Raw genomic sequence first — 26621 nt, 5'->3', positions numbered from 1 at the left:
TCAGAGCCACTCCCTCGCTTTCAGATAATCGGTATATAACGCATGTTCAGGTGTGCCGGGTTCCGGGTGCCAGTCATACTCCCAGCGCACCAAGGGCGGCAGGGACATCAAAATGGACTCGGTGCGCCCGCCGGTTTGCAGACCGAACAAGGTGCCGCGGTCGTAAACCAGGTTGAACTCCACATAGCGGCCGCGTCGGTAAAGCTGGAACTGGCGCTCGCGTTCACCGTAAGAGGTATTTTTGCGCCGCTCAACTATAGGCCCGTAGGCATCGATATAGCTGTCGCCGACGGAACGCATAAAGGCAAAGCTCTGGTCGAAGCCGGGTTCGTTGAGATCGTCGAAAAACAAACCGCCAACACCGCGCGGTTCATTGCGGTGCTTGAGGAAAAAGTACTCGTCGCACCAGCGTTTGTATTTTGGATAAACGTCCGCGCCAAAAGGCGCGCATGCCGCTGCAGCGGTCTGATGCCAGTGTCTGCAGTCGTCGTCAAAACCGTAATAGGGCGTCAGGTCATAGCCGCCGCCAAACCACCACACCGGTGCTTCACCGGGTTTTTCCGCAATAAAAAAGCGCACGTTGGCGTGGCTGGTGGGAACATATGGATTGCGCGGATGCATCACCAGGGACACCCCCATGGCCTCAAAGCTGCGCCCGGCCAGTTCTGGGCGATGCGCCGTCGCCGACGCAGGCATGCGTGCCCCCATCACATGGGAGAAATTGACCCCGCCTTTTTCAAACACATCGCCTTCCGCCAACACGCGCGAGCGTCCGCCGCCGCCTTCTTCCCGCTCCCATTGGTCTTCGACAAAGGTCTTGCCACCGTCAATTTTTTCCAGGGCGCTGCAAATGCGTTCCTGAAGATCCATCAAATAGGTTTTAACCGCGTGTTTGTCCGGCTGATTCATAGGTTTACCAATTTGTCAGGGGCGAATGATCTGGCCGGTCGCCAGATCGCGAATAGTGCTGGGATTAGCGTTTTTATTAACCTGGCCCGGCGCGTACAAGACTTGGTCGGCAAAATAACAGCGCGCTTTAAATCCCGTGCGCGCCGGCGGCAAGCCCTGCGGATTTGCCGAGGTCGATACCAAGGGGCCTGCCAATTGGCACAAGGCTTTTACCACCGGATGAGCACTGACGCGCAACGCGACCGTGGCGTGATCCCCGCAGATCCAATAGGGAATTTCGTTGTAGTGAGGCACCAGCCAAGTATGTGGACCAGGCCAGGAGGATGCCAGTGCCTGCCGCTGCGCGGAATCCAGATGCCGCAAAATAAATTCAAATTGTTGAATATGCGCCGCAACCAGAATCACACCTTTGTGCACCGGACGGCGCTTGAGCTGCAGGATGGTATTAACGGCTTGTTGATTGAAAGGATCGGCGCCAAGTCCCCAAACGCCTTCAGTAGGGTAGGCCACCACACCGCCGGAAATGACGTGTTGTGCGGCCAAATGAATTAAGGGATGGGCGAGATAGTTCACTCAGATTTCCGGCGCCGCCACTGTTCACGGCATATGCAGTCGAAGGCCGGCAAAAGTACCTCAGTTGAGCTTGAGCGACAAGTCCAGCGCTCGCTCCATAGGGATCGCCCGCGCGTAGCCGCTGCCCATATTGCCCACCAGTCCTTTCAGCTCCATGGTCAGCAGCGCGGCCATCAATTCACCAGCACCCAAACCGGTTCGCGCTACCAGGGTATCCAGGGAAACCGGGTCGTATCCCAATTCCGCCAGAATGCGTCCTTCATGTTCGTTTTCGACCAGCTCGCCAGCGACTTTCAGAGCTGCGCGGGTCGGGTCTTCCAACTCCTGCCATTTCATCGATAAAAAACCGCGCAATTCGTCGACTATATCCTGGGCAGTTTCCACCAGTTTGGCGCCGTCTTTGATAAGTGCGTGGCAGCCGCGGCTGAGAGGATTGTGGATGGAACCGGGGATGGCGAAGACTTCGCGGTTTTGTTGTAACGCGTAGCGGGCAGTGATCAGGGAGCCGCTTTTAACCGCCGCTTCGACCACCAATACCCCGAGACTCAAGCCACTGATAATGCGATTGCGCTGCGGGAAATTGGCCGGCAATGGCTGAACCCCAAGCGGAAATTCGGTAATCACCGCGCCGCCGTGTTCAACGATTTCCTGCGCGATCTGAAAATGCCGCTGTGGGTATATCTGATCTATGCCGGTGCCGAGCACCGCAATGGTCTTGCCATTGACGTTCAAAGTGCCCTGGTGCGCGGCTATATCGATTCCCAAGGCAAGTCCGCTGGTGATAGTGACACCGGCAGCGGCGAGCTCTTTGGCAAATTGAATGGCGTTGTCGCGCCCACCCGGAGTAGGGCTGCGACTGCCGACCACGGCAATTTGCGGCAGTGACAGAACCGCCGGATCTCCCCATACATAGAGCAGCGGCGGCGGTCGGCGGATTTCGCGCAGCAGCGGCGGATAGTGTTCACTATGGGTATCCAGCAGCTGAATATTGCGCTCTCTGAGCCAGGCCAGATCTGTGCGCACCTGGCGCATTACAGCGCTGTCTTCACCGCGTTCGCGGTATTCCATCAGGGTGTTGCAGGCGGCGGGGGAGAGAACTTTAGACAGAACGTCGATGGGGGCTTCCAAGGCGGTATTGAGAACGGGAAATTCGTCCAACAAACGCCAATAAGTGCCCGAACCTGTTTCGGGCAGGCGTTGCAGCAGCAAAATCTGTTCAATGGAAGTCAACATGACATTCATCCATGAAAATCTAACGAATGAGGTGAAAGCCTATCAGCTAGAAACTTGGCTGTCACGGTAAAGAAAAGCCCCATAAAAGGGGCTTTTACACGCAATAGTACGTAGGTGTTGTAAATAAGTGTTAGGGATTGCGCACCAGGTCTTTGATGGCCAGCGGACGATCCGCTTCTAGTACCAATCCCAAGCTCAATTTTTCGAAGGTGCGGAACACCATTACCAATCCCGCGCGCTCATCCGGCAGAGTCACAATGTCACCTTTGACGCGGTCTTTCACTTTACCACCGCGCTTATAGACTGCCAGCACATTGCCAACTTCCATACCTTCGCGGTCACCGCGGTTGATCACGACCACATCCATTTTACCGACCTGAGTTACACCGCCTTCCACAGCAATAATCTGTGCGTTGACTTCGGTTTTCGGTGCGGACGGGAAGAAAGTGGAATCGATGGTGCGGGATTCGTCGGCCAGCAGGCGGTCGCCCACGCGGACTTCTTCAGTAGTGCGCGTCATCAGCAGAGTGGCGATCTCGCCGTCCAGCGCACGCATTCTGCCAGAGCCTATATCAATCGCCTGAATGCCCAACAATTCGCCAGTTTCGGGGTCTACGTAGATATCGCCTTTGCGGTATACGCCGTAAACGGAAACGTCGTCATCGAACTGACCGCGGGCGTAGAGACGGTCGCCTTTGCCCAACACCAGACGTTGCGCCTCACCGGACACCACATGGGGAGCGCGATCCAATTCAGCCTGGGTAACGATGCGACTGCGAGACAGAAAGTTGTTGATTTTATTCAGCGGGATTGCCGGGATTGCCTGATCGGCGTCAATGACGCGAACTTCCGGCGACAATTTCACTACTCGGTTGGAGGTGTCGACCACAAGGCGGGGTTTGCCGTCGAAGTACACTAGGCGAATGACGTCGCCGGGGTAGATCAAGTGAGGGTTGGATATCTGCGGGTTGACGTGCCAGATCTCCGGCCACATCCAGGGATTGTTTAAGAAGGTAGAGGAAATGTCCCAGAGGGTATCGCCTTTCACTACCGTGTACTGCTCGGGGTAATTGGCCTTGATGTCCGGCTCTTGCGCTATTGCCTGGCCGAGCAACAAACATGCGCCCAGCAATCCCAAAATGCGTTTTTTCATATTCGGAGGTCCTGTACCATGCGGCCCTAGAGATGTTTAAGTTATTATAGTAGTCGAATGCTGCTGGGTTTAAAGCCGGAACCGGCAGAGGTCGCCTTTAACAACTGTTATTGGATTAATGTTAGCAGCGACATTTACCCGTTTACTAGAGAAGTTTGTCACAAAGGCCAATGGCACGTTTAACCATACTTGAATTCCCTGACCCACGTCTCCGTATCCACGCCAAACCTGTGGAGACGGTCGACGACCGCATACGTACATTGATCGACGACATGTTCGAGACCATGTACGACGCTCCTGGAGTTGGCCTTGCGGCTACGCAAGTCAACGTCCACGAACAAGTTGTGGTTATTGACGTGTCCGAAAATCACGACCAACCGCTGGTGTTCATCAACCCCAAAATCGAAGTGCTCGATGAGACACTGTTCGATTATGAAGAAGGCTGCTTGAGCGTTCCTGGCTTTTACGAAAAGGTCACGCGTCCACGCCACGTGCGCGTCACTGCCCTGGATCGCAATGGCGAACCCTTCACCATTGAGCCGGAAGGTCTGCTGGCCGTGTGCATCCAGCACGAATGCGACCACCTCAATGGCAAGCTGTTTGTCGACTACTTGTCCAACCTGAAGCGCCAGCGCATCCGCGCCAAGTTGGAAAAGCACCGTAAAGAAGCCTGATCCCTCCTTCCTATTTACAAGGCGGAATTCTCCCCCATGTCCAGCAGCAATGGGCTCAAGATCGTATTTGCCGGCACACCTGAATTTGCCGCGCACCACCTTCAGGCCCTTCTCAATAGCCATCATCAAGTTACCGCCGTCTACACCCAACCGGATCGCCCGGCGGGGCGGGGCAAGAAGCTGCAAGCCAGCCCGGTTAAGGAAATTGCCCTTAACGCCGGTTTGGAAGTGCAACAGCCGCTCACGTTGAAAGATCCGGAAGCCCAAGCCACTTTGGCCGCCTATAACGCAGATCTGATGGTGGTGGTCGCCTATGGATTGCTCTTGCCCGCGGCGGTGTTGGCTATACCCCGGTTGGGCTGTGTGAATGTCCACGCCTCCTTGTTGCCGCGCTGGCGCGGCGCGGCGCCGATTCAGCGTTCCATAGAAGCCGGTGACGCCGAGACCGGCATCACCATTATGCAGATGGAAATTGGCCTCGATACCGGCCCTATGTTGCTGACCCGCACCTGTCCGATCCTGCCGCAGGATACCGCGCAGGATCTGCACAACCGCTTGGTGGAATTGGGTCCACCCGCTTTGCTCGATGCGCTGGATCAATTGGCCGCAGGCAGTCTCGTGGCACAGCCGCAGGATGACTCGTCGGCAACCTATGCACACAAACTGACAAAAGAAGAAGCTTTGCTCGATTGGCGCAAGCCCGCCGAACAGCTCAATCGTCAAATTCGCGCATTTAACCCCTATCCGGTCGCCTTTACGCTGCTAAATGGCGAGAACTTGCGCATTTACGCTGCCGAGAGCCGCCAGCTGGCGAAATCAGCGGAGCCGGGCACCTTGGTTTCCGTTGATGGCGAGCTGGTAGTCGCTTGCGGCAACAACACCGCGCTGGCCTTGCAAATAGTGCAACTGCCGGGCAAAAAAGCCATGGCGGTCAAAGATCTTCTCAACGGCCTGGCAGGTAAGGTCCGCGCCGGCAGTGTGCTAGGCATATGACAGCCAATGTCCGCACCCTCGCTGCGCGGGTTCTCGCTGAGGTAATCAAAGGCGAACGCTCCCTCGCAGCGCTGCCATCGACACCTAATTTAACCGCGCAAGATCGAGCCCTGCTGCAGGAGCTGTGTTTCGGCGTATGCCGGTATTTCTTCGAACTGCAATCGATCGTGCGACAACTTCTGCCAAAGCCTCTGAAAAGCAAAGATTCAGACGTTTTGGCGCTGCTCTATCTCGGCTTATATCAGCTGCGCCACACCCGCATCCCCGACCATGCCGCTATAGGCGCTACCGTGGAATCTGCGGTAGGACTAAAAAAGCCTTGGGCAAAGGGTCTGATCAATGGGGTTTTGCGAAATGCACAGCGCAAGCTTGATTCACTGACGCCGACGGATACGGAAGGCCAGTTCAATCACCCACTCTGGTTAATCGAGCTTTTACAAAAGTCCTGGGCGGACCAGTGGCAGACGATTCTCGTCAATAACGATCAGCGCCCGCCGTTTACCTTGCGCGTCAATAAGCGTCACAACACCCGCGATGAATACTTGGTCGCGCTGAAAGAAGCGGGAATTGATGCGACCGCCTGCGCTTTTGCTGCCGACGGCATCACTTTGAGCGAAGCCCGACCGGTGCAAGACCTTCCGGGTTTTCAGCAGGCCCGCGTCAGCGTGCAGGACGAAGCTGCGCAGCTGGCCCCGGATGTGCTGCAACTTGCGCCGGGTCAGCGGGTATTGGATGCCTGCGCCGCGCCCGGCGGCAAAACCTGTCATATCCTTGAAAGAGAAGCCGGTCTGGAAGAGGTGATAGCGCTGGATGTCGATGCGGAACGCCTGGCCCGCGTCCGCGACAATCTGCAGCGCCTGGGATTGAATGCCACTTTGAAGGCGGCGGATGCGGCGCAGTTGGACAGCTGGTGGGACGGCCGGCCATTCGACCGGATCCTGCTCGACGCCCCTTGTTCCGCCACTGGCGTTATCCGCCGGCACCCGGATATCAAGTTGCTGCGGCGCCCTGACGATATTGCTAAGCTGGCCGCCTTGCAGCGCAAGCTGCTCGGCGAACTCTGGCGCACCTTAAAACCGGGCGGCATTTTGGTTTACGCCACCTGTTCCGTGCTGCCGCAGGAAAATGAACACAATATCGCTGCATTTCTCGCCGATCACTCAGACGCCGAACATCTGGCGATCGAGGCGGAATGGGGGATTACACGGCCATTTGGGCGGCAATTGTTGCCCCAACATGGCGGCCACGACGGGTTTTATTATGCGGCGCTAAGGAAAACCCAAGCGCCTTGATTGCGTTTACGCCTTCGGTAAAGAGCTTGTCATCATGAAGATCATCATCCTCGGTGCCGGACAAGTCGGCGGGACGCTCGCCGTCAATCTCTCCAGCGAAGCCAACGACATCACGGTTGTGGATCGCAATGAAACCGCATTGCGCGAACTGCGCGACCGTATCGATATAGGGGCAGTTGCCGGCAATGCCTCGCACCCTTCAGTTTTGTTGCAGGCCGGTATCGAAGACGCGGACTTGTTGATCGCCGTCACGAACGATGACGAAACCAATATGGTGGCCTGCCAGATCGCCCACAGCCTGTTCAACACCCCCACCAAGATCGCCCGAATCCGCTCCCAGGAATACGCTTCCTACCCCGGCATGTTCGGCAAGGACGCGTTTGCCGTGGACGTTATCATCAGCCCGGAACAGATAGTTTCAGACTATATCTATCGGCTGGTGCAGCATCCGGACGCTTTGCAGGTGGTGGACTTTGCCGAAGGACGGGTGCAAATCGTTGCTGTAAGCGCTTACTACGGCGGCCCACTAGTGGGCCAGGAACTGCGCTTTATCCGCACCCATATGCCCAGCGTGGACACCCGAGTTGCTGCCATTTACCGGCGCAACCGTCCCATCACACCGCGCGGTACCACAGTGATTGAAGCGGATGACGAAGTATTTTTTATCGCTGCGCGGGAAGATATTCGCGCGGTGATGAGCGAGCTGCGCCGCCTGGACCGCCCCTATAAACGCATCATGATTGCGGGTGGCGGCAATATTGGTTTGAGCCTGGCGGCCAAATTGGAAGATCGCTATGCCGTCAAAATTATCGAAAACAACGAGCGACGTGCGGCCTATCTCGCCGAAAACCTGCGCCACACAATAGTTCTGCACGGTAACTCGTCCGACAAGGACCTGCTGCTGGAGGAAAACATTGAGGACACGGATGTGTTTCTCGCCGTAACCAACAGCGATGAAGCCAACATCATGTCGTCCATGCTGGCCAAACGCCTGGGGGCGCGCAAAGTGCTCACCCTGATCGGCAATCCCGCCTATGTGGATCTGGTTCAGGGAGGCGAGATCGATATCGCCATTTCGCCACAACAGGCGACTATCGGCAGCCTGCTCACGCACGTCCGTCGCGGCGACATCGTAAATGTTCACTCACTGCGCAGAGGAGCCGCAGAGGCAATCGAAGTGATTGCTCACGGGGATAGCAAGAGTTCGAAAGTGGTTGGACGGGCAGTGGAGGATATAGATCTGCCGGACGGCGCGACCATTGGCGCCATAGTGCGCGCCAAGAAAAACGATGCCGGTGAGGTGGAGGATTATCAGGTTCTGATCGCCCACGACGATACCCGCATAGAGTCCGGCGACCATGTAATCGTCTTCCTGGTCGACCGGCGCTACACCCGCGATATTGAGCGGCTCTTCCAGGTTGGCTTTACCTTCTTCTGATGCGCCCTGCGATTATCTGCAAGGTTCTGGGCGTTTTGCTGATGATGTTCAGCTTGACGCTCCTGCCGCCGATCGGCGTCGCTTTGTGGTATCAGGAGGGCAGTCATTGGACCTTTTTGTTCGCTTTCGCCATTACTCTGATCACGGGGCTTTCCGCCTGGTATCCGCTGCACGACATCCATAAGGAGCTGCGCGCGCGCGACGGCTTTTTGATCACGGTGCTGTTCTGGATCGTGCTCGCGGTATTCGGCGCCCTGCCATTTATGCTCTCCGACGCCACCCGGTTGTCACTGACAGACGCCTTTTTTGAATCCGTCTCTGGCTTGACCACCACTGGCGCGACGGTTTTATCCAACCTTGATGAGTTGCCGCGCTCCCTGTTGTATTACCGCCAGCAACTGCATTGGCTCGGCGGCATCGGCATCGCTGTAATTGCTGTGGCCATTCTGCCTATGCTCGGCGTCGGCGGTATGCAGGTGTACCGGGCGGAAACGCCGGGCCCTATGAAAGACTCCAAACTCACGCCGCGGGTCACCGGTACGGCCAAGGCACTGTTTCTGATTTACCTCTGCCTGACATTGGTTTGTGGTTTTGCTTATTGGGCGGGCGGAATGTCTGTCTTTGATGCAGTGGGTCACGCTTACGCCACAGTGTCCATCGGCGGCTTTTCCACCCACGACGCCAGTTTTGGCTATTACGACAATCCGACCATCCTGTTCATCGCCATGGTGTTCATGGTTTTGTCAGGCATCAACTTCGCGCTGCATTTTGTCGCCTGGCACGGACGCGGCTTGCGCCACTATCTGACCGATCCCGAATGCCGGTTTTATCTGCGCGTCCTGTTGGCCGGCAGTCTGGTAACCGCCGCTGCGCTTTATCTGACAGATACTTTGGGCCTCGCCGACAGTCTGGTGCACGGCAGCTTTGCCCTGGTTTCCACCCTGACCACTACCGGCTTTTCCTCCACCGAATACACGGTTTGGCCAAAGGCTTTGCTGGTCTTCATCTTTCTGACGGCGCTTATGGGCGCTTGCGCCGGATCGACCGGGGGGGGTCTGAAGGTGATTCGCGTATTGCTGATCATCAAACAGGGTTTGAGGGAAGTGCGCCGGCTGATCCACCCGAACGCCATCCAGCCGTTGAAGCTGGGGCAGCGCACTGTGTCGCAACGGGTCGTGGAGGCAGTTTGGGGATTTTTCGCGGTTTATTTGGCGCTTTACCTGCTGCTTTTATTGCTACTTCTGCACACAGGTCTGGATTTCTCTACTGCGTTTACGGCTGTCGGTGCCTGCTTGAACAATCTCGGCCCCGGCATGGGTGAAGTGGTCGTTCCCTACGCCGATATCAGCGCGTCGGCCAAATGGGTGCTGAGCGTTGCCATGCTGCTTGGGCGACTGGAAATTTTTACTCTGCTGATCCTTTTCACTCCTATGTTCTGGCAGCGTTGATCAGACGCCGCCGCTCCGCCTGTAACAGATAGTGTTTAACCTGAGGCAGCAGGACCTCCTTGCTCACGGGTTTGTAGAGAATGGCGTTGCCGCCGGCATCGTGACTGACATTGGCTTCTTCACCGCCGTGCCGCGCGGTCAGAAAAATGACTGGCAGCACATCCTCGGAATAGCTTTGCCGCAGTCTTTCGCAGACTTCAAAGCCGGACATGCGCGGCATCATCACATCGAGAATCACCAGGTCGACGCTGCGCTTTTCATCCAGTATGAGATGCAGCGCCTCCACGCCATTGCTCGCTTCGAGAATTTGATAATCGTGCAAACTGAGAATGCCGCTTAACACCATGCGGTTGACCGGGTCATCGTCGACGATCATCACGGTAAACCGATTGCCGTGGGACGGTGGAGATAATTCGTTGGCATAAGCGCATGGCCCCTGCGCGCTGAACTTTTCCAACGGCACTGGCGCTTCCTGATGTTCCGCCAGGGGCATAGTGAAAGTAAAACAGGTGCCGGATTCACCGTCGTTTGCCCCCCGCCAATGGCTTTCGAAGCTCAGCGTCCCACCGTGCAGCTCCACCAGATGTTTGGTAACCGCAAGACCGAGGCCAGCGCCGGACAATGCCTGCTCGCTTAAGGTTTTGCTGATGTGAGGGGTAAAGATCTTGTCGCGAATATCGGGTTTGATGCCGCAGCCGGTGTCGCGCACCTGGATCTTGAGCCAGCTCCCCTCCACCGTTGCACTTACGGTTACCGCGCCTTTGTCGGTGTATTTCACGGCGTTGCTGATCAGATTGGTGAGGATCTGTTTCAGATGGTTGCGATCAGCCATTACCCAGCCAGTTGCAGGATCGACTTCGTTCAGCAGGCGCACAGATTTGCCGTAGGCGAGGGGCCGGGACATTTGCATGACGGATTCGACCAGCGGGCGCAGTGCCAGGCGCTCAGAGTGCACTTCCAGTTTGCGTTCCGCGAAATTGCCGTAGTCGAGAATATCGTTGATCAGATTAGACAAGCGCTTGCCGTGGGCGACGATCAATTCAAGCCTTTGTCCTGCGTTGGGTGGGAGCCGCTCTTTGTCCTCGCGCAGGGTCGCCTCGGCCAGACCGATCATGCTGCTGATGGGCGAGCGCAGTTCGTGGGAGGTGTTGACCAGAAACGCGTCCTTGATCTTGTTGAGGCGCAACAGCTCGGCATTGAGAGCGCGTTGTTTGTCCAGCTCCAGATGCTTAAGAAACATGCGGATCAAAAACAACACCACCATTAGAGCCGCTAACAAGTAGACGACATAAGCACTGTAGCTGCGCCAGGGCGGCGGCAAAATGGTCACCGCCACTCGCGCTGTGTTGCTGTTCCAGTTGCCGTCCCGATCGGCGCTGCGCACATGGAAGACGTAGGAACCCGGGCTCAAATTGGTGTAAGTCGCGCTGTTAGTGCCCGCGGCTTCATGCCATTCCTCATCGAATCCTTCCAGCTTGTAGACATAGCGACTCTCGCGCGCCAGGCGGTAATTGAGCACCGCGAAGGAGAACGAAAACATGGCGTGATCGTGGCGCAGGGTGATGCCATTGCTATAGGTAATAGAGCGCGGCAGAGGGGAGTCCGGTTCACCTATGGCCACCGGCCGGTTGTACAGGCGGAAGTCGGTCAGCACCAAAGGAAAGTCATTGTCACCGCGCATAAAGGTGCGCGGATTAAATACGGAAAAGCCATCGGTGCCGCCGAAATAGAGTTGGCCTTTGCGATCCTTGAAGGTTGCGTGGCGATTGAAGGTATCGCCCACCAGTCCATGGGCGCGGTGGAAGGAGCGAATCTGCAGATTATTAGGGTTGATGCGCGCCACGCCGTTAGCCGTCCCCGCCCAGACAAATCCCAGATTGTCTTCGATAAAACTGGTCACCAAAGGGGCAAGGCTATCGGGCCAGTTCAAATGGGTGAAAGTCTCGTCTTCCGGGTTATAGATAACGGCGCCTACGTCCTGTGTGCCGATCCAGATACGTCCGACACTGTCCTCCATCAAAGCGCGAATGCGCACACTGTTGAGGGTTTTAGGATTGCCGGCCTCTTTGGTATAGCGGGTGAATTTGCGTGTGGCGCGGTCCATACGATTGAGGCCGTCCACTGTCGCCACCCAGAAACCACCGCGCCGGTCTTCCAGAATTGCCCAGACAAAATTGCTGGACAGGGAGTTGGAGTCACTTTGATCCAGGGTAAACGATTCGAATGAGTCCGTTTGCCGGTCATAACGGTTAAGGCCGCCGGTTTCTGTGGCGATCCAGAGGGTATTGTCGCTATCGAGCAAAATGTCCCATATGTAATCGCTATTGAGACTGCCCGGCTGATCCCGGTCGGCGGGGTAGTGAGTGAAGGTTTCGTTGATTCGATCGAATCTGTGCAGGCCGGCACCCCAGGTGCCGATCCAGATATCGCCGTTGTAATCCTCCGCAAGGCTCAATATGGCGTTGGCTTGTAATCCTTTATCACTTGTTGGATCGCGCATAAAGCGGCTGACGAAACGCTGACTCTCTACATCGAACAGATTGAGGCCGTTTTCCGTGCCGATCCACAAAAGGCCGTCGGCGGTCTGCATAAAATCCAGAACCGAACTGTGGCTCAGGCTGTTGGGATCGTCCTCGCGGTGGGTGTAATTGATGATTTCGCTGTGGCTGCGATCGTAGAAGTGAATGCCTTCGGGGAAGGTGGTGATCCAGAGGTTGTTCTCCCGGTCTTCGTAAATCGCCTGCACCTGATTGGACGCCAGGGTGTTGCGGTCGATTGGGCTGTGGCGGTAGTGCACAAAGCTGTCGGTGTCCGGCTGATAGCGCGCCAGGCCGCCCTGGTCGGTCGAGATCCACAGGGTGTCGGAACTGTCGAGATAGATATCCCAGATGGTATTGCTGCCGATGGCACCGGGGTTGGAGGAGTTTGCCAAATAGTTGGTGAAGGAGCGCTCGCCCTCATTGATGCGGCTGACACCGCCGCCATAGGTACCCACCCAGATCCTACCGAACTGATCTTCTTCGATGGTTTTCACCATGTTGCTCTGCAAGGCCGACGGGTCTTGCGGATTGCTGACATAACGGCGAACGATGAAGCCATCGGTGTTCAATAAAAATAAACCGTAGTCCCGCGTTCCCACCCAGATGCGGTTTTTGCTGTCGACGAAGGTGTCTTGCACAAAGGTCACCGCGGCGCTGCTGACCGCCAGCGGTATATTGGTAAAGGTGGTGCGATCGGCGGAGAAAATACTGATCCCACTGCCAGTGCCGACGATCAGGCGGTTTTGCTGATCCAACGCCAGAGATGTAGTGACGTTGTGGGGCAGGGTGGTGGGGTCGTCTAATACTGGGCGGAAGACATCAAAGCGATCCTCCTCCGCGACATAGCGACACAAGCCGCGATCTGTCGCCGCCCACATGATGCCCTGCTGATCCACCAGTAACGCGCGAACTATATTGGATGGCGGGCCACCCGGTTCCGGCGAGGGTTCATAGCGTTTGAAACTGACACCGTCAAAACGCACCAGCCCGTTCTCGCCACCAAACCACATAAAGCCGGTGTTGTCCTGCACTACGCTCATCAGCGCCGAGGCGTATTTTTTGATCGCGTCGGAATTTTCCATTACCCGCTGAATGCGCAGGTCCTGTGCTGCGAAAGCACCGCTGATTTCGGCAATAAAAACCAATCCGAGCAGCCAACGGGCGAATCTGTGATATCTACTTCCAGTATTCCCGGTTTCCATTTCGCCCCTTATTTATTGTTTTGAGGGTTGGAATTTATGGTGGGATGCTAGGTTAGTCGTAATGACCTTGTGCGTCGATATGCCTTTATCCAAATGGATAGCGTGTTAGGCATTTTGAATTCCGTCCCATAGATAGCATCCAAACGACCGCCCGTCGCCTCATACGCTTTGCTTCAGTCATTTTTATTATGGAACAGCGTACTAAGAACGTGAGATTTAGCACTTTCAGAAATAAAAATCGCGTTAGACGAGCTTTCCTATAACCAAACGGAAAAGCTCTGCACGAATTCGATCTTCTGCGAAATAACAACACTTGCCTACTGACAAACCTCGCTGCCGCTGCTTAGCAACTCGCTGATCTAGGCTTTCATTACAACAAGTTGTTAACGCGAACTCTGCTTATAACTAAGTTGCTATGAGCAGCGCGTTTTTATAGGGACCCGGAAGATTGCTCGTAGGGTCCAATCAGCAGGAGTGTGATTTCGATGTCCTGGATGTATTTCGCACGAGTAAGCCTGACCATAAGTTTTATGGTGATCTTGTGTGCGTGCGGGGGCGGCAGCGGGCCCAAACGCCCCGATAGCAAACCGCAATCGTCAAATGTCACAGCTCCCACACCCGCCATTGAGAATGTGGAACCTCATACTCCACCTGTAACCCAGCCCGCACCCGGCAAAATTCTATTGTCTGGCCGCATCACCTATGACCGCGTGCAGTTTGACGGGCGCACCTTTCGCGGTCTGGATTACAGCAAAACCCTGCCACTGCCAGCTCGCGGCGTCAGCGTCCAGCTATTGGACGGCAATAACGTGGTTCGCCACAGCAGTTTTACCGATGACGAGGGCAACTATTCCTTCAGCGTTGAGAGCGACGCAAACCTGCGTGTGCGCGTGGTCGCGGAATTGCTCGGCATCGAACGCGCGGCTTGGCATATTCAGGTGCGCGACAACACCGCTGGCAATGCCTTGTACGTGCTCGACGGCTCCCTCGCCAGCACTGGCGACTCGGATCAAACCCGCAATCTACACGCAGCTTCCGGTTGGGGCGGCGACGGTTACAACGCCGCCCGTAGCGCCGCGCCTTTTGCCATTCTCGATTCCATTTACGACGCCCTGCAGACCGTAGTCAGCGCCGATCCAGACGTAGTGCTACCGCCATTGACGATTTACTGGAGCGAGAAAAATATCGCCATCAGCGGCAGTTATTCCCAAGGTCACATAGGCACTTCGTTTTACACTTCCGACGGTCCGGCGATTTATTTGCTCGGCGCGGCTGACAATGACACCGATGAATATGACCGCGGTGTGGTGCAACACGAATTTGCCCACTACATCGAACACCAGCTGTCCCGCACTGAGACCCTCGGCGGCAGCCACAGCCTATCCGCTCAGCTGGACATGCGCGTCGCCTTTGGCGAGGCCTGGGGCAACGCGTTTGCCGGTATGGTGTCCGGCGATCCTATCTACCGGGATTCCATGGGGCAGAAACAGGCCCAGGTCTTTACCATCAATGTGGAAAACCGCGGCTACGGCCGACAGGGCTGGTTCAGCGAATCCAGTATTCAAACCCTGCTGTACGACCTGTTTGACGATGAGCAGGATGGCAGCGATATGCTCAGCCTTGGCTTCAAACCGATTTACGATGTGATCACCAGCGAACGCTACTTAAGCTTTGCGGGATTTGCCTCGGTCTTTGCGTTTAATGCCGAGCTGTTGCGTCAACGTCCGGAAATAACGTCGCAACTGACGCAGATGCTGCACTCTCTGAATATTTTCGGCACTGGCTGGTACGGCGAAGGGGAGACCAACGACGCAGGTTCAGCAATCACCTTACCTGTGTACCGGCAGATCAGCCTCGGCCAAACGGTTAACGTGTGCAGCAACAGTCAGACACAGGATTACAACGGCGTCGATGTACGGCGCTTTCTGCACATCACTCTGCCTGCCACCCGCTCTTACACCATCAGCGCCCATCGCAAAGGCGGAACCCTGCTGCGCACCAATCCGCAACTGCGCATTTTCCGCCAGGGCAATGAGGTGGGCTCCATTATGAATGGCACGCCCGACAGCGAAAACGCAACGCGCTGGCTGGAAGCGGGCGAATATATTTTTGAGGTTTATGAAGAGAGCAACGCCGACTGGAATCGCTCCAACGGCGGGCTTGCGTGTTTTGATATTAGAATCCAGTAAGGACAAGTCGCCTCCTGGCGAATTTCGTCCTTACTGTATCCCCTCCATAAAATCCAACATCGCTTGATGGCGAATGGTTTTGCGGTGATTGGCCCACAGTCGCGCAATTTGTTCCTGCCGGCACACTTTGCGATCCACCAGCACGCGGGTGCGCAATTCGCCAACGGGTTTTTCGGTCGGGCACTTGCTGTACACAAATTGATTGCTGATCATGTCGAGGAACGGCCCGGATTTGCTGGTCGGCATAATAAAAATCAATTGCAGACCCAAACTCTCGGTTAAATAACGAATCACTTCGCGCGAGCGCGTTTCATCCATTTTGGAAAACGCCTCGTCCACCATCACCATGCGCAAATGGGATTTGCCTTCGTTAAAACGAAAGGCCGAAGTTACCGCAGCGGCGCGAATAATATAGGCCGGTGTTTCCAACTGGCCACCGGAACCTGTGCCGTATTGGCTGAGTGCAATCGGCTCTTTGTCTTTCGGCTGTTTATAAATTTCGTAGCGGCGGTAATTGCGGTAATCGCTGATGCGCGCCAATTCGCGATGCGCCGTTTGTTGATCCTCATCCAACAACATCGCCAATAAACGATCGCGCGTGGCGGCGTGTTTTGGCGGTAGATCCAATTCAAACAGCGTTGCACCGTCACCCAAATTCGGTGAATTGATAATGGTTTTGAAAAATTGCCAGTACTCCTGATATTCCGGCACCCATTCCATCGCAAAATAAAACCGCTCCTGATCGCTACCGAAACAGTGATGGCACAGTTCGCGGTTGAGATCTTCCAGAATATTTTTGCCTTCGTTGATCGCCTGATAAATCGAGTGGCACAAATTGGTGACAAACGCGGTGTTGAAACTGTCTTTCAACTGGCGCAACTGGCGATGGCGTTCCACCAGAATATTGTTCTTCAAGCGGTTGTGCAGGGATTCGATCACGCCGGACAAATTGACCCAGTGGCGGAAAAATTCCAGCGAGTGCAACTCGCTGAAGGCAGTGTCATAAATCAGTTGATCCTGGGTCGCGGCCGTTTGATTGTGAACCTGGGTAATTTTAAACAGCTCGCGCTCCAGAGCATTCAAACGGTCGGTATGTTTTTGCACGTCGAGCGCATCGTCTTCGTGCTCGGTGCGCGCGCGCTCTTCCGCTTCGCGCAGAGCGGCATCCACGTCAAACCGTGGCAGAATTTCCTGCACCGCCAACACTGCGCGTTGAGCCTCGTCTTTTTCCTCTTCTAAACGCTCCTGCTGATCCGCCACTTGTTTGATGGCGGAATCGGTCTGTTTCTGCTGCTGCAACAAACCACCCAAGGATTGTTTATGCTGGTTGCTCTCCTGCTCCTTGGCGAAATATTCTGCGCGTTTGTCGGCGAGCTCCTGCTCGAGAAACTCCACATCTTTTAAATCCAATTTTTCCAGCGCTTGTTCCGATTCGTGCAATTGTCCCTGAATATGCAGCATATCCTGCAGCACTTGGTGCAGATGCACGGGTTTTACCCGCTGACAGATTTCCTGCAGACGCAGTGCTTGTTGGTAGGCTTGCTCGGCATCGCGCGCCTGTTCGGTCAAACGTTCCAATTCCAATTCCGTGGCTTTGAGCGCGCGCAAGCGGGCGGATTTACCGAATACCAATTCGCTGTCATCCAGGTCACAGCGCCACATGGCGTAATTGCCGGAGCCCATGCCGTCGGCAGTCAAACCGCGCGCGGTGGTTTTTAAAGTTTCCGCATCCGCCACTTGCACCACATTACCGTAGGAAACCTTGATGTAATCCGCCGCCGTGCTGTGACTGAACACCATTAACTCGACGATGGAATTATTGGGACAGTTCATGCGCTCGGCATCGCGTGCAGCTTTGCTGCCTTGAATTACGCGCGCTTTGTTATTTCGCTCGGCGCGCATATTGCGTACTATGCGAATCGCCTCCGCTTCCCACTCCGGTTCCACCATAATGCCGAAGCGCGCGCCGCCGAGATAACCTTCGATCGCCATCTGCCAGCGCGCATCGGCGACTTCCACATAATCACACAACACTTTTGGGTCGGCTGCGGGGCACTGTTCACGAATGGTTTTTACCGCCAATTCCACAAACGGCGGATATTTCACCTGCTGTGTCTGCAGTAATTTGATATGACGGGTTTTGTCTTTGACTTCCTGATTCAGTTTCTCGCGCAATTCATTGCGACGCGCGACCAGTGTGTAAATGGATTCACGCAAGCCCGGCTCATCGCTGGCAGAAAAAAAGTCCACCCAGCGGTTCTGCTGATTTTGCCAGGTAAAAATTTCGCCGATTTTTTGTTGCAAGCGGCTGGGATCGATCCAATCCTGGTTCAACAACTGACGCGCATCGAGCTCGCGCGCTTCCGTGTTTTGTGCAACCTGCCGGGTGAGCTGCACAAAATCCCGCTGATCCAACAACGTTATATCGGCACCGAGCGATGTTTTTTGCAATTGTTCGAGAAGATCAGCTGCCGCTTCCAGGTTGTTCTGCATCTGGTGCAATTGCGCCACCACCGGACGGGCAAAATCCGCCATTTTCTTTTGCAAGCGCGCAATTTCTTCGTTCAATAAATCTTTATCGCGCAGCGCTGCAATCCCCTGGCGACGCGCTTCCAGGGAGACAATGGCTGAGTGCAAAAGCTGGCGTTGTTGATCGATCTGGTCGATGCGATCCTGCAATTCCAGCACTTTTTGCTGCTGCCGTTTTTGTTCGTCTTTGTGTTTTAAATAAACCTGCTGCGATTGCCACAGGCGCGTGCAATTTAAGGTGTAAGAACTGAGCACGCGAGCGACCCAATGATCTTGATATTGCTGCGTGACTTCGCGTGCGTGTTCCAACAATTGCACGGATTCTTTGATCGCCGCCGCTTTGGCTTCCATATCGTGAATGGTGCGCATCAAATCGGAAACACTGCGAATGGCTTCGCCGAGATCGCGCGGTTCCAGAATTTCGCCGGCCACAAATTCGTGAATACTGCGCACCGGTTTATACGCCATAAAACCGGAAAATGTGCGCGCGGCGTGACGCGCTTCGCGGTCGGACACAGAATCCCGGCGGCCGCGCAAAGCGCCGTATAAACGGCGCAAATAGGCGCCTTTTTTGTCGTAGACCTCGATGGCACCCGAGCCGAATTCTTTTTTCAAAATCGCCGCAATACGATCGATCGGCACCAGATATTTGCCGCCGCTATCCTGGCGAATAAAGTGGCTGATATGCAGTTGTTCAAACGGAATAAGCAAAAAACTCAATTCATCCAAACGCGCCTGTTTGACTGTGCCGGATTTTTCCAAATGGCCACGCATGGCCATAACCGCGGTAAACGGCTCGCTGTCTTCGCCTTCGGTCGGACAAAAAACACCGGCGACATATCCGTCGTGAGTGCCGGTGCGCGCATAACTGCCGTCGTCACAACCGAGCAGATAAGAGGCGAGGGTGCGCACTTGTTTGCCACCGCGGCCTTTTTGTGTGGTTTCGTCCTGGCCGGGGTTAAAGGCAAATAAATTTTCGTGCGCCGCAGTCATCAACGCCTGAATTGCATCCGCCGCCGTGGTTTTTCCTGAACCGTTGCCGCCGGAAAATAAATTGACCGGGCCGAATTCCAATTCGATATTGGGAATATTGCCCCAGTTGATCAGGATCGCGCGTTTTAAAAACATCAGTTGTCACCTTCAAACTCGTTTTTCCCTGCAAACAGGGAGGACGCTGCGATTGCAGAAACCGTTTTATCGCCCGCAGATACTTCTTCCGCTGCCGTATCCAGCGGCCCAGCACCTTCCAACAGTGCATCGAGCGCTTCGTCCGTGACAAAACTGGTAATCGCCGGGCGAATACGCAACCAGCTTTCTGCGTTGTCCAGATCGTCTTCGCTCTGATAATGCACTAGGCGCAATTGCCGCATACGGCGCAACAGCGCGCGCCGCTCGGTCAAATTTTCCGGCAGGGAGCGTTTGAGCAGATTATTAAAAGCAATGCCGAGAGATTCGATGGATACCAGCACACAACCATTTTCGTCCACGCGGCCTTCGCGCAGCTGTTTGGCGTATTCAATGCGCAATACCAACACTAATGCGACTTCCATTTGGCTGAGACGCGCGCGCATACCGCCGTTAAACGGCTGTTGATCGTCGTCTTGAAGTCCAGGTACTTGCGCACCAGGCGGAAATACCCGCACATAACCAAAACGGCGATTGTGATCCAAACGCAGTGCGAGAATGGAGAGATAATCCTCCACCAGTTCTTCGCACTGCACAAAACGGTCGTAGAATTTCTGTTCCACAGCGCTTTCATCGCGGCAGAGCACGCCGTAATCCAAGAGGCGAATCAACAATTCGCTGAATTCATCCACCGACAGATGTTTATTTTTGAGTTGCTCGCTCAACCAATGTTTAAGCATGTTGCGTATCACCGTGTTTTTCGCGCAATTCGATTACGAAATCATCCGCCTGGGAAAAATAGCGATTGCTGAAAGGTTCTTTGTTGGAAAAGGTCACGTGGAATTCGTAGTCACTGCTGAGATTATTGATCGCGCCCAGCTCGATGATATGCGCAGCCGCCAATAATTCGCGCGCATCTTTGATCGGCAGATCGCGGCTGCTGACACGGCTGCCATCGGCCAGCACGCGGCGAATATAGTCCGTCAACGTCTGGTTGTTCAGCACAAAGGCCTGGTCGAGCAGAGCCTGAATCATCATTTCTTTTTGCGCTTCCGGATCGAGCGCCGCCCGCTCTTCCACATTGGTATTCACTTGTGCCGGCGCTTTGCGCTGAGTGAGTTTGACTTGCGCGGGATCTATAAGACCAACACTGACAGACGCCAGCTGACTGCCCATGCGTTCCAGTGCCTGCGCGCGCGCAGTATCGTCCACCGATGCCAAATAATCACACGCGCGCAAAGTGACATCGTCGCGATTGACAGAGATATAACTGAGCTGGCGAATAATAATGTCGGCGCGTTTGGTAAAACTCTGCAACGCCATACGCAGCGCGGGCAACATAATGTCCGAGGCATTGCGCATGCGCAGTTCGATCGTATCGAGGATGTACCAGAGCACCGATTTATTCGGCTCCACCAATTCCGGTGCCAGCGTGCGTACCCGTTGTTCTGCATCGCGCAGAAAATTTTTATCGCGGCGACGAATTTTCTGGATCACCTGTGCAATGCGGTCGCGGTGTTTTTCCACGCTGTCGGCCGACAGGCGAATCGACAAATCCGGCTGGAAGCGTTTTTCCATAAATTCAAAAAACTGGTCGGTCGCCTGCTGCACCAATAATTGCGATTCCACCTGTTTCACCAGATCGCGCTTGCGCTCTTCCAGCTCGCTGATCACATCGGTGAAGTCGGCAATGATGCGTTCGGAATATTCCAGCGCGTCCAATAAATCGTGCACCTCGCCGCGACTGGCAAATGCCTCGAGTGAATTGAGCGTGTTGCGGGTATTGCGATGGCGGGTGCGCACGCGGCGGCGGTCGATTTCTTCCAGCGGCAGAGAGAACAGGCGACCGGCGCGGGTGAGGGGATAACTGGTCTGCAGGGTAGCGGTGTCGACCTTGCGCTCGATCCAGCCGTGGTCGAGCAACAGCTTGAGAATCCAGTTGGCCTGCTCGCGGTTGCTTTTGAAGCGCTGTTCCACCTCGTCGCCGTCAGCCTCCAGCAGCGGCGCGCGCGCCAGAGCTTCTTCGAAGATGTCGATCACCTGCTCGCGCGTCAGCGACTGGCCGTATTCGGCAGCAGAGCCGTACAGGCGCTGGTGCAGCAGGCACAGGCATTCCACCACTTGCTCGCGGTACTTGGTGGTGAGCGGTTTGAAGAATTGGTGCCGCTGATCGTTGAAGAACATGAAGCTTGGCGTTGCTCAAAAGCCGGGGATTATAGCAAGGCTGCGAGGCCCGAACTGGATTGAGTTTAGGACGCGTATAAACGCCAGGGGAAACTTTCGCGAATCAGGATAACGGGCTTTTTGTCGCAGGTGATGCGATAGGTCCGGTATACCCAGTCGCCGCGCTCGGCGGGGCCGGATTCCACCCCCACGGTCATGATTTCCCGGTAGGTCTCGAGCCCGGATTCGCGCAGCAATACACCTATGCCGACGCTGCCTTCCACCAGGGATTGTTGCAGCCCCGGCTCGAACTCATCCAACCGCACCACAGAAAAGGCTTCCGCATACAAGGTGCCGCTCTGTTCACCGACCAGTTGCACGCGCCGGGCGAGAACGTCTTCGCCCGCTTCCAGGTTCAACCAGGGAATCGACTGCTCCGGGCGGACCACTTCCAGATATTCGGCGCGCACATCCACCGGCTCCCAGAAATAGGCTTCCAGCACTTTGGTGACAGTGCCATCGGTCACCAGCAGGGTGCGCAGCAGGGGAGGAAATTCCGCTAGTGGAATATAACGGCCATCGCGAGCGCGCACTTTGGCATCGCCGAGGTAACCATCACTGCGCAACGCGCGCCAATCGGTGGTTTCCTCGGGGATTTGATAAAAATGCTTCAGCATAAAGGGGCACTCGCCGCTTTTTGGCACAACATAAAAAATTCACGATTGCCATCACCGCCTTCGATCGCAGAATCAAAATAGGCAAGCAGACGAAACCCTGCCGTTTCTGCGCAATTCACCATCGTGTTGCGCACTTCATCATAAAGCTCAGGATTTTTGACAAGGCCGTTTTTACCGAGATTTTTCGCCCCAACTTCAAATTGCGGTTTCACCAAACTCAGCAAAAATCCGCTTTCACTCAAAAGAGAAGGAATATGCGGCAAAATCAGTGTTTGCGAAATAAACGACACATCCATCACCGCCCAGGAAAATCCCTGCGGGGCATAACTCAATAACAATTCCACAGGCATTTCCCGCGCATTAATGCCTTCGAGACAGACCACAGACGGATGATCGCGCAGTCTTTGCACTAATTGATCGTGGCCAACATCAATGCCGACGACTTTTTGTACTTCGTAATTCAGCAAACAATCGGTAAAACCGCCGGTGGATTGACCTATATCCACCACAGTGGTGCCGCGCAGAATGTCGGCAATGCTGGCAGAAAATAAGCCGCTTGAATCCAGATACTGCAGCGCGCGCTGCAGTTTTAACCCGGCGCGCGAGGCAAACCGCAGTTCATCGATTTCACCGGTGCGCAGAATGGTATCGGCGGGAATTTTTTGTGCGGGTTTGGTCAGGCTTGTCCATTGACCTTGGATTTTGGCTTCCACCACGCCCGCTTCAATCAATTTTTGCGCTTGCGTCCGGGAAGCGGCATAGCCCTGGTCCACCAGAATTTTATCCAGACGCTCCAACATGTGCCGCCCCAGCAATTAAATGGTGAGCACAGGAATATTGTCTATCAGACCGCGCAATCCATCGCTCCAATAGCGGCGCATTTCGGCAAATTCCTGATCGTCTTTTTCGATACGGCGGGCGCGGCTCAAATCAAAACTGTCTCTGTGATATACCAGCACATCCAAGGGCATATCGACAGTCAAATTACTTTTCATGGTGGAATCTATGGAGACGAGGGCGCACATCAGCGCGCGATCGATCGGCGTATGCGGCCTTATGATGCGGTCGAGAATCGGCTTGCCGTATTTTTCTTCGCCGATTTGCATAAACGGTGTTTCCACACTGGCTTCGACAAAATTTCCCTGCGGATAGATATGAAACAGGCGCGGCTCTTCACCGGCAATTTGTCCGCCGAGAATTAAATTGCAGCCGAAATCTATGCCCTGGTTGAAGGGGCGCGACTGCGCTTCCGAAATCAGATTGACCAGAATATTGCCGACGCGGCGCGCCGTATCGAACAAGGAGATATCGCTGTAAATGCCGTCGTGTTGCGTGCGCGAGCGGCTTAAGGTTTCGATCAAGGCCTGGGTGGTCGCCAGATTGCCCGAGCACAGGAGCACAATCGCATGGGTCGTACCATTGCCGAAACTGAAAAGCTTGCGGTAGGACGCGACTCGGTCGACACCGGCATTAGTGCGTGTGTCTCCGGCAAATACGAGCCCACTGTTTAATTTGATGGCCAGGCAATATGTCATACAGCTGCTTCAGGTTAGTGATAGAACGGCTGATTCGGCGTCAGTACCGGCTCCAGCGCACGGGTATCATCGCCAATCAACGCACAATAGTAGGTTTCCTGACCTTCGACTACGTCCGCCACGTAGATGGTGTTGTTTTCGTCAAAACTCTCCGGATCGTAAAATCCATCCTGAGATTGAAAGTAGGGCACGTACAGACCGCTTTTTAAACTATCCAATAACCATGCCGGTCCCGCTTCCTCTTTGATTACGCGGATCTGTTCGTTCAGATCGTAACGGCTGTACACCAAAAACAGCGAGGTTTTGCCGTCGCGCGCTTTGAGTTTGTAGCGCGGAGGATTGGTCAAAAAATAATATTCGACAATCCCGTGGGTTTTGAGCAGATTGTTGAAATATTCCGACAGTTTCGCATCGCTGAACAGTGACTTTTTATTATCAATCGCGCGAATTTTGATATACGAGGAAATATCGAGAAAATAGCGATTCTGCATTTCCTGAATTGCATGGGTCAGATGTTCAAACAAATTGTCATCTGACTTGCGAATGTAATAATTGATGATATTACTGTTGAAGGCTTTAATCGCTTCATCGGAACCTGCCTGGCCCGTCAGCAATATTTTTTTGATATTGGGGTTTTTCAAATTGCGGCAGAATTCCACGCCGTTCATTTCCGGCATGTCGTAATCCACAACTACCACGGATATTTCGTCGTAACGCCCTGTATCGGTGATTTTATTGATCGACAGATTTAAGGTGTTTTTGATGAACTGCTCGGAATCGCTGGCGTAACTGTAATCATTATTGGTAAAGGCATTCCAATTCACTTTATTAAGATTGTTGGAATGATTGAGGGCGCGAATAGGATCGTTGAAGGTAATGCAATTAAATCTGCTGGACATGGCCAATTCCACGGCCTGCAGGAAACTCTGACTGTCATCAATAAAAGCAACTGCGGTCGGGTAATAACACAGGGCGATTTCCGGTTTCACTTCGTGTACCTCATTTCATTACAGGCGTCCCTGCCCACACTTATTCCAATGACCGGTATTCCACAGCGACCGATTATTCCGCAGTGACCGGCTATTCCACCGTAACTGATTTAGCCAAATTACGCGGTTGATCGACGTCCGTACCGCGAATCACAGCCACATAATAAGACAACAGCTGCAGCGGAATGGTGTAGATAATCGGCGTCAACCATTCGTGACAGTGGGGCAGGTTAATCACTTTCAAATCCGGTGACGGCTCAAAGTGAGCATTTTCATCGGCAAACACATACAGCATACCGCCGCGCGCACGCACTTCTTCGATATTGGAAGTGAGCTTTTCCAGCAGATCATTATTGGGGGCGACCACAATGATGGGCATTTCGGAATCGATCAGCGCGAGCGGGCCGTGCTTCAGCTCGCCCGCAGCGTAGGCTTCGGCGTGAATATACGAAATTTCCTTGAGTTTGAGTGCGCCTTCCATCGCAATGGGATATTCCTCGCCGCGGCCCAAAAATAATGCGTGCTGCTTCTCAGAAAAATCTTCCGCCAGGGTCTCAATAACGGGGGCGAGTTTTAAGGTGTCTTCCAACAGACCCGGCAGACCCTTGAGGGCCTTGACCAATTCCTTCTGCTGTTCTGTGTCCAAACCGCGATTTTTGGCGAGCGCGAGCACCAACATCGCCAAACCGACCAATTGGGTGGTGAAAGCTTTGGTGGAGGCTACACCAATTTCGGTTCCGGCGCGGGTCATAAATGCCAGATCGGATTCGCGCACCAATGACGAACCGGCGACATTACAAATTGCCAGGCTGGTGACATAACCGAGCGTTTTGCCAAGGCGCAACGCCGCCAAAGTATCCGCCGTTTCACCGGATTGAGAGATGGTCACCAGCAAGCTATTGGGACGCACCACAGATTTGCGATAGCGGAATTCCGAGGCGATTTCCACGTTACAGGAAATACCGGCAATTTCTTCCATCCAATAGCGCGCCACCAAACCAGAGTGGTAACTGGTACCGCAGGCGATAATTTGCACATGCTCGATTTTGCGCAGCATGTCCGCCGCGCCATTACCGAAGGTTTCATCTAACACACTGGATTCACTCAAACGGCCTTCGAGGGTGTTGGCCACCGCCTGCGGCTGCTCAAAAATTTCCTTGAGCATGAAATGGCGGAAGGGGCCTTTGTCGCCGGCATCGTAGCTAGCGCTGCTCTCGTGAATTTCCCGCGTAACAGGTTGTCCATCGGTGTCGTAAATACGGACTTCCCTGCGGGTAATTTCCGCCACATCGCCTTCTTCGAGATAAATAAATCGGCGTGTGACCGGCAGCAGCGCAAGCGGGTCGGAGGCGACAAAGTTTTCGCCTATACCCAAACCGATCACCATAGGGCTTCCAGAGCGCGCCAGTACCAGTCGCTCCGGCTCATCTTTATCGAGAATCACCATGCCGTAAGCGCCATGAAGTTGCGCCACGGATTTTTGCACTGCTTGTAACAAGTTGTCAGAGCGGCGCAGTTCGTATTCGACGAGATGGGCGATCACTTCGGTATCGGTTTCGGACGTGAAAACAAATCCTTGCGCCTGCAATTGCGCGCGCAATTTCGCGTAGTTTTCGATGATGCCGTTATGTACCACCGCAATTCGGTCGTTGGAAATATGCGGGTGGGCGTTGCGTTCGCTCGGTTGACCGTGGGTCGCCCAGCGGGTGTGCGCAATGCCAGTTCCGCCTTGCAGCGGCTCACGCGCGACGGCGTCGGCCAGAATTTTCACTTTGCCCAGGCAGCGCACACGCTGGAGACGGCGCTCCTGGTCGAGAACCACCACACCTGCAGAGTCATAACCGCGATACTCTAGCCTGCGCAGCCCTTCCAAAAGAATTTCCACCACGTCACGTTGCGCGACTGCGCCAACAATTCCGCACATAAAATGAGTCTCCGCTAGATGAGAGGTACCGCAAA

Annotated in this window: 19 protein-coding genes; 6 read left to right on the top strand and 13 right to left on the bottom strand. The window is 54.6% G+C overall.

What is annotated here, in order from left to right:
• From hemF to DWB84_RS11700, 4 genes are all read right to left on the bottom strand, one after another.
• On the bottom strand, positions 1–909 hold the full coding sequence (hemF, locus tag DWB84_RS11715) for an oxygen-dependent coproporphyrinogen oxidase (RefSeq protein ID WP_187409974.1): 909 nt from the start codon (positions 907–909) through the stop codon (positions 1–3).
• Positions 910–924: 15 nt separating this feature from the next.
• A complete protein-coding gene (locus DWB84_RS11710; RefSeq protein WP_187409973.1) occupies positions 925–1482 on the bottom strand; it encodes a Sua5/YciO/YrdC/YwlC family protein in 558 nt (185 codons plus the stop codon).
• A gap of 60 nt (positions 1483–1542) precedes the next feature.
• Positions 1543–2715: a DNA-processing protein DprA gene (gene dprA, locus DWB84_RS11705; RefSeq protein WP_255428959.1), complete on the bottom strand. Its 1173-nt coding sequence runs from the start codon at positions 2713–2715 to the stop codon at positions 1543–1545.
• Positions 2716–2845: 130 nt separating this feature from the next.
• Positions 2846–3868 carry a LysM peptidoglycan-binding domain-containing protein gene (locus DWB84_RS11700; protein WP_187409971.1) on the bottom strand — a complete coding sequence of 341 codons (1023 nt, stop codon included), beginning with the start codon at positions 3866–3868 and terminating at the stop codon, positions 2846–2848.
• A gap of 170 nt (positions 3869–4038) precedes the next feature.
• On the opposite strand from DWB84_RS11700, the gene def reads away from it, so the two are divergent.
• From def to DWB84_RS11675, 5 genes are read left to right on the top strand one after another with little or no spacing between them, the layout of a single operon-like run.
• Positions 4039–4542 carry a peptide deformylase gene (gene def, locus DWB84_RS11695; RefSeq protein ID WP_187409970.1) on the top strand — a complete coding sequence of 168 codons (504 nt, stop codon included), beginning with the start codon at positions 4039–4041 and terminating at the stop codon, positions 4540–4542.
• 36 nt (positions 4543–4578) lie between these two features.
• Positions 4579–5535: a methionyl-tRNA formyltransferase gene (gene fmt, locus DWB84_RS11690; RefSeq protein ID WP_187409969.1), complete on the top strand. Its 957-nt coding sequence runs from the start codon at positions 4579–4581 to the stop codon at positions 5533–5535.
• A complete protein-coding gene (gene rsmB, locus DWB84_RS11685; RefSeq protein WP_187409968.1) occupies positions 5532–6827 on the top strand; it encodes a 16S rRNA (cytosine(967)-C(5))-methyltransferase RsmB in 1296 nt (431 codons plus the stop codon). The genes fmt and rsmB overlap by 4 nt, the downstream gene beginning before the upstream one ends.
• A gap of 34 nt (positions 6828–6861) precedes the next feature.
• Complete coding sequence (gene trkA / locus DWB84_RS11680) at positions 6862–8265, top strand: Trk system potassium transporter TrkA (protein ID WP_187409967.1); 1404 nt, start codon at positions 6862–6864, stop codon at positions 8263–8265.
• Complete coding sequence (locus DWB84_RS11675; RefSeq protein WP_187409966.1) at positions 8265–9713, top strand: TrkH family potassium uptake protein; 1449 nt, start codon at positions 8265–8267, stop codon at positions 9711–9713. Before trkA ends, DWB84_RS11675 begins: the two co-directional genes overlap by 1 nt.
• Here the strand turns inward: DWB84_RS11675 and DWB84_RS11670 are convergent.
• Entirely contained in the window at positions 9694–13455 is a 3762-nt protein-coding gene (locus DWB84_RS11670; RefSeq protein ID WP_187409965.1) for a two-component regulator propeller domain-containing protein, read from the bottom strand. The genes DWB84_RS11675 and DWB84_RS11670 overlap by 20 nt on opposite strands.
• A 485-nt stretch (positions 13456–13940) precedes the next feature.
• Between DWB84_RS11670 and DWB84_RS11665 the strand changes: the two genes are divergently transcribed.
• Positions 13941–15644 (top strand): hypothetical protein, encoded by a 1704-nt coding sequence (locus DWB84_RS11665; protein WP_187409964.1) that lies wholly within the window; start codon positions 13941–13943, stop codon positions 15642–15644.
• 30 nt (positions 15645–15674) lie between these two features.
• Here DWB84_RS11665 and DWB84_RS11660 read toward each other — a convergent pair whose 3' ends face one another.
• From DWB84_RS11660 to glmS, 8 genes are all read right to left on the bottom strand, one after another.
• The gene (locus tag DWB84_RS11660) at positions 15675–19301 is read right to left on the bottom strand and encodes an ATP-binding protein (RefSeq protein WP_187409963.1); all 3627 of its coding nucleotides are present in this window, start codon (positions 19299–19301) and stop codon (positions 15675–15677) included.
• Positions 19301–20038, bottom strand: a complete 738-nt coding sequence (locus DWB84_RS11655; RefSeq protein WP_187409962.1) for a DUF4194 domain-containing protein — start codon at positions 20036–20038, stop codon at positions 19301–19303. The genes DWB84_RS11660 and DWB84_RS11655 overlap by 1 nt, the downstream gene beginning before the upstream one ends.
• On the bottom strand, positions 20031–21482 hold the full coding sequence (locus DWB84_RS11650) for a Wadjet anti-phage system protein JetA family protein (RefSeq protein ID WP_187409961.1): 1452 nt from the start codon (positions 21480–21482) through the stop codon (positions 20031–20033). The genes DWB84_RS11655 and DWB84_RS11650 overlap by 8 nt, the downstream gene beginning before the upstream one ends.
• Positions 21483–21547: 65 nt before the next feature.
• Entirely contained in the window at positions 21548–22138 is a 591-nt protein-coding gene (locus DWB84_RS11645) for a chorismate pyruvate-lyase family protein (protein ID WP_187409960.1), read from the bottom strand.
• Entirely contained in the window at positions 22132–22938 is an 807-nt protein-coding gene (locus DWB84_RS11640) for a TlyA family RNA methyltransferase (RefSeq protein WP_255428958.1), read from the bottom strand. Before DWB84_RS11640 ends, DWB84_RS11645 begins: the two co-directional genes overlap by 7 nt.
• A 15-nt stretch (positions 22939–22953) precedes the next feature.
• Entirely contained in the window at positions 22954–23673 is a 720-nt protein-coding gene (locus DWB84_RS11635) for a peptidase (protein WP_187409959.1), read from the bottom strand.
• Positions 23674–23687: 14 nt separating this feature from the next.
• A complete protein-coding gene (locus DWB84_RS11630) occupies positions 23688–24662 on the bottom strand; it encodes a response regulator (protein ID WP_187409958.1) in 975 nt (324 codons plus the stop codon).
• A 91-nt stretch (positions 24663–24753) separates the two neighbouring features.
• Positions 24754–26586, bottom strand: a complete 1833-nt coding sequence (gene glmS, locus DWB84_RS11625) for a glutamine--fructose-6-phosphate transaminase (isomerizing) (protein ID WP_187409957.1) — start codon at positions 26584–26586, stop codon at positions 24754–24756.
• Positions 26587–26621: the final 35 nt, after the last annotated feature.

The organism is Saccharophagus sp. K07, from assembly GCF_014336955.1.
Classification (GTDB): Bacteria; Pseudomonadota; Gammaproteobacteria; order Pseudomonadales; family Cellvibrionaceae; genus UBA5868.
This window is presented reverse-complemented; position numbering and strand designations above follow the sequence as displayed.

Coding starts and splice junctions, on each gene's coding strand:
- hemF (WP_187409974.1), bottom strand. CDS start 909: ATGAATCAGCCGGACAAACACGCGGTTAAAACCTATTTGATGGATCTT.
- dprA (WP_255428959.1), bottom strand. CDS start 2,715: ATGTTGACTTCCATTGAACAGATTTTGCTGCTGCAACGCCTGCCCGAA.
- DWB84_RS11700 (WP_187409971.1), bottom strand. CDS start 3,868: ATGAAAAAACGCATTTTGGGATTGCTGGGCGCATGTTTGTTGCTCGGC.
- def (WP_187409970.1), top strand. CDS start 4,039: ATGGCACGTTTAACCATACTTGAATTCCCTGACCCACGTCTCCGTATC.
- fmt (WP_187409969.1), top strand. CDS start 4,579: ATGTCCAGCAGCAATGGGCTCAAGATCGTATTTGCCGGCACACCTGAA.
- rsmB (WP_187409968.1), top strand. CDS start 5,532: ATGACAGCCAATGTCCGCACCCTCGCTGCGCGGGTTCTCGCTGAGGTA.
- trkA (WP_187409967.1), top strand. CDS start 6,862: ATGAAGATCATCATCCTCGGTGCCGGACAAGTCGGCGGGACGCTCGCC.
- DWB84_RS11675 (WP_187409966.1), top strand. CDS start 8,265: ATGCGCCCTGCGATTATCTGCAAGGTTCTGGGCGTTTTGCTGATGATG.
- DWB84_RS11670 (WP_187409965.1), bottom strand. CDS start 13,455: ATGGAAACCGGGAATACTGGAAGTAGATATCACAGATTCGCCCGTTGG.
- DWB84_RS11665 (WP_187409964.1), top strand. CDS start 13,941: ATGTCCTGGATGTATTTCGCACGAGTAAGCCTGACCATAAGTTTTATG.
- DWB84_RS11660 (WP_187409963.1), bottom strand. CDS start 19,301: ATGTTTTTAAAACGCGCGATCCTGATCAACTGGGGCAATATTCCCAAT.
- DWB84_RS11655 (WP_187409962.1), bottom strand. CDS start 20,038: ATGCTTAAACATTGGTTGAGCGAGCAACTCAAAAATAAACATCTGTCG.
- DWB84_RS11650 (WP_187409961.1), bottom strand. CDS start 21,482: ATGTTCTTCAACGATCAGCGGCACCAATTCTTCAAACCGCTCACCACC.
- DWB84_RS11645 (WP_187409960.1), bottom strand. CDS start 22,138: ATGCTGAAGCATTTTTATCAAATCCCCGAGGAAACCACCGATTGGCGC.
- DWB84_RS11640 (WP_255428958.1), bottom strand. CDS start 22,938: ATGTTGGAGCGTCTGGATAAAATTCTGGTGGACCAGGGCTATGCCGCT.
- DWB84_RS11635 (WP_187409959.1), bottom strand. CDS start 23,673: ATGACATATTGCCTGGCCATCAAATTAAACAGTGGGCTCGTATTTGCC.
- glmS (WP_187409957.1), bottom strand. CDS start 26,586: ATGTGCGGAATTGTTGGCGCAGTCGCGCAACGTGACGTGGTGGAAATT.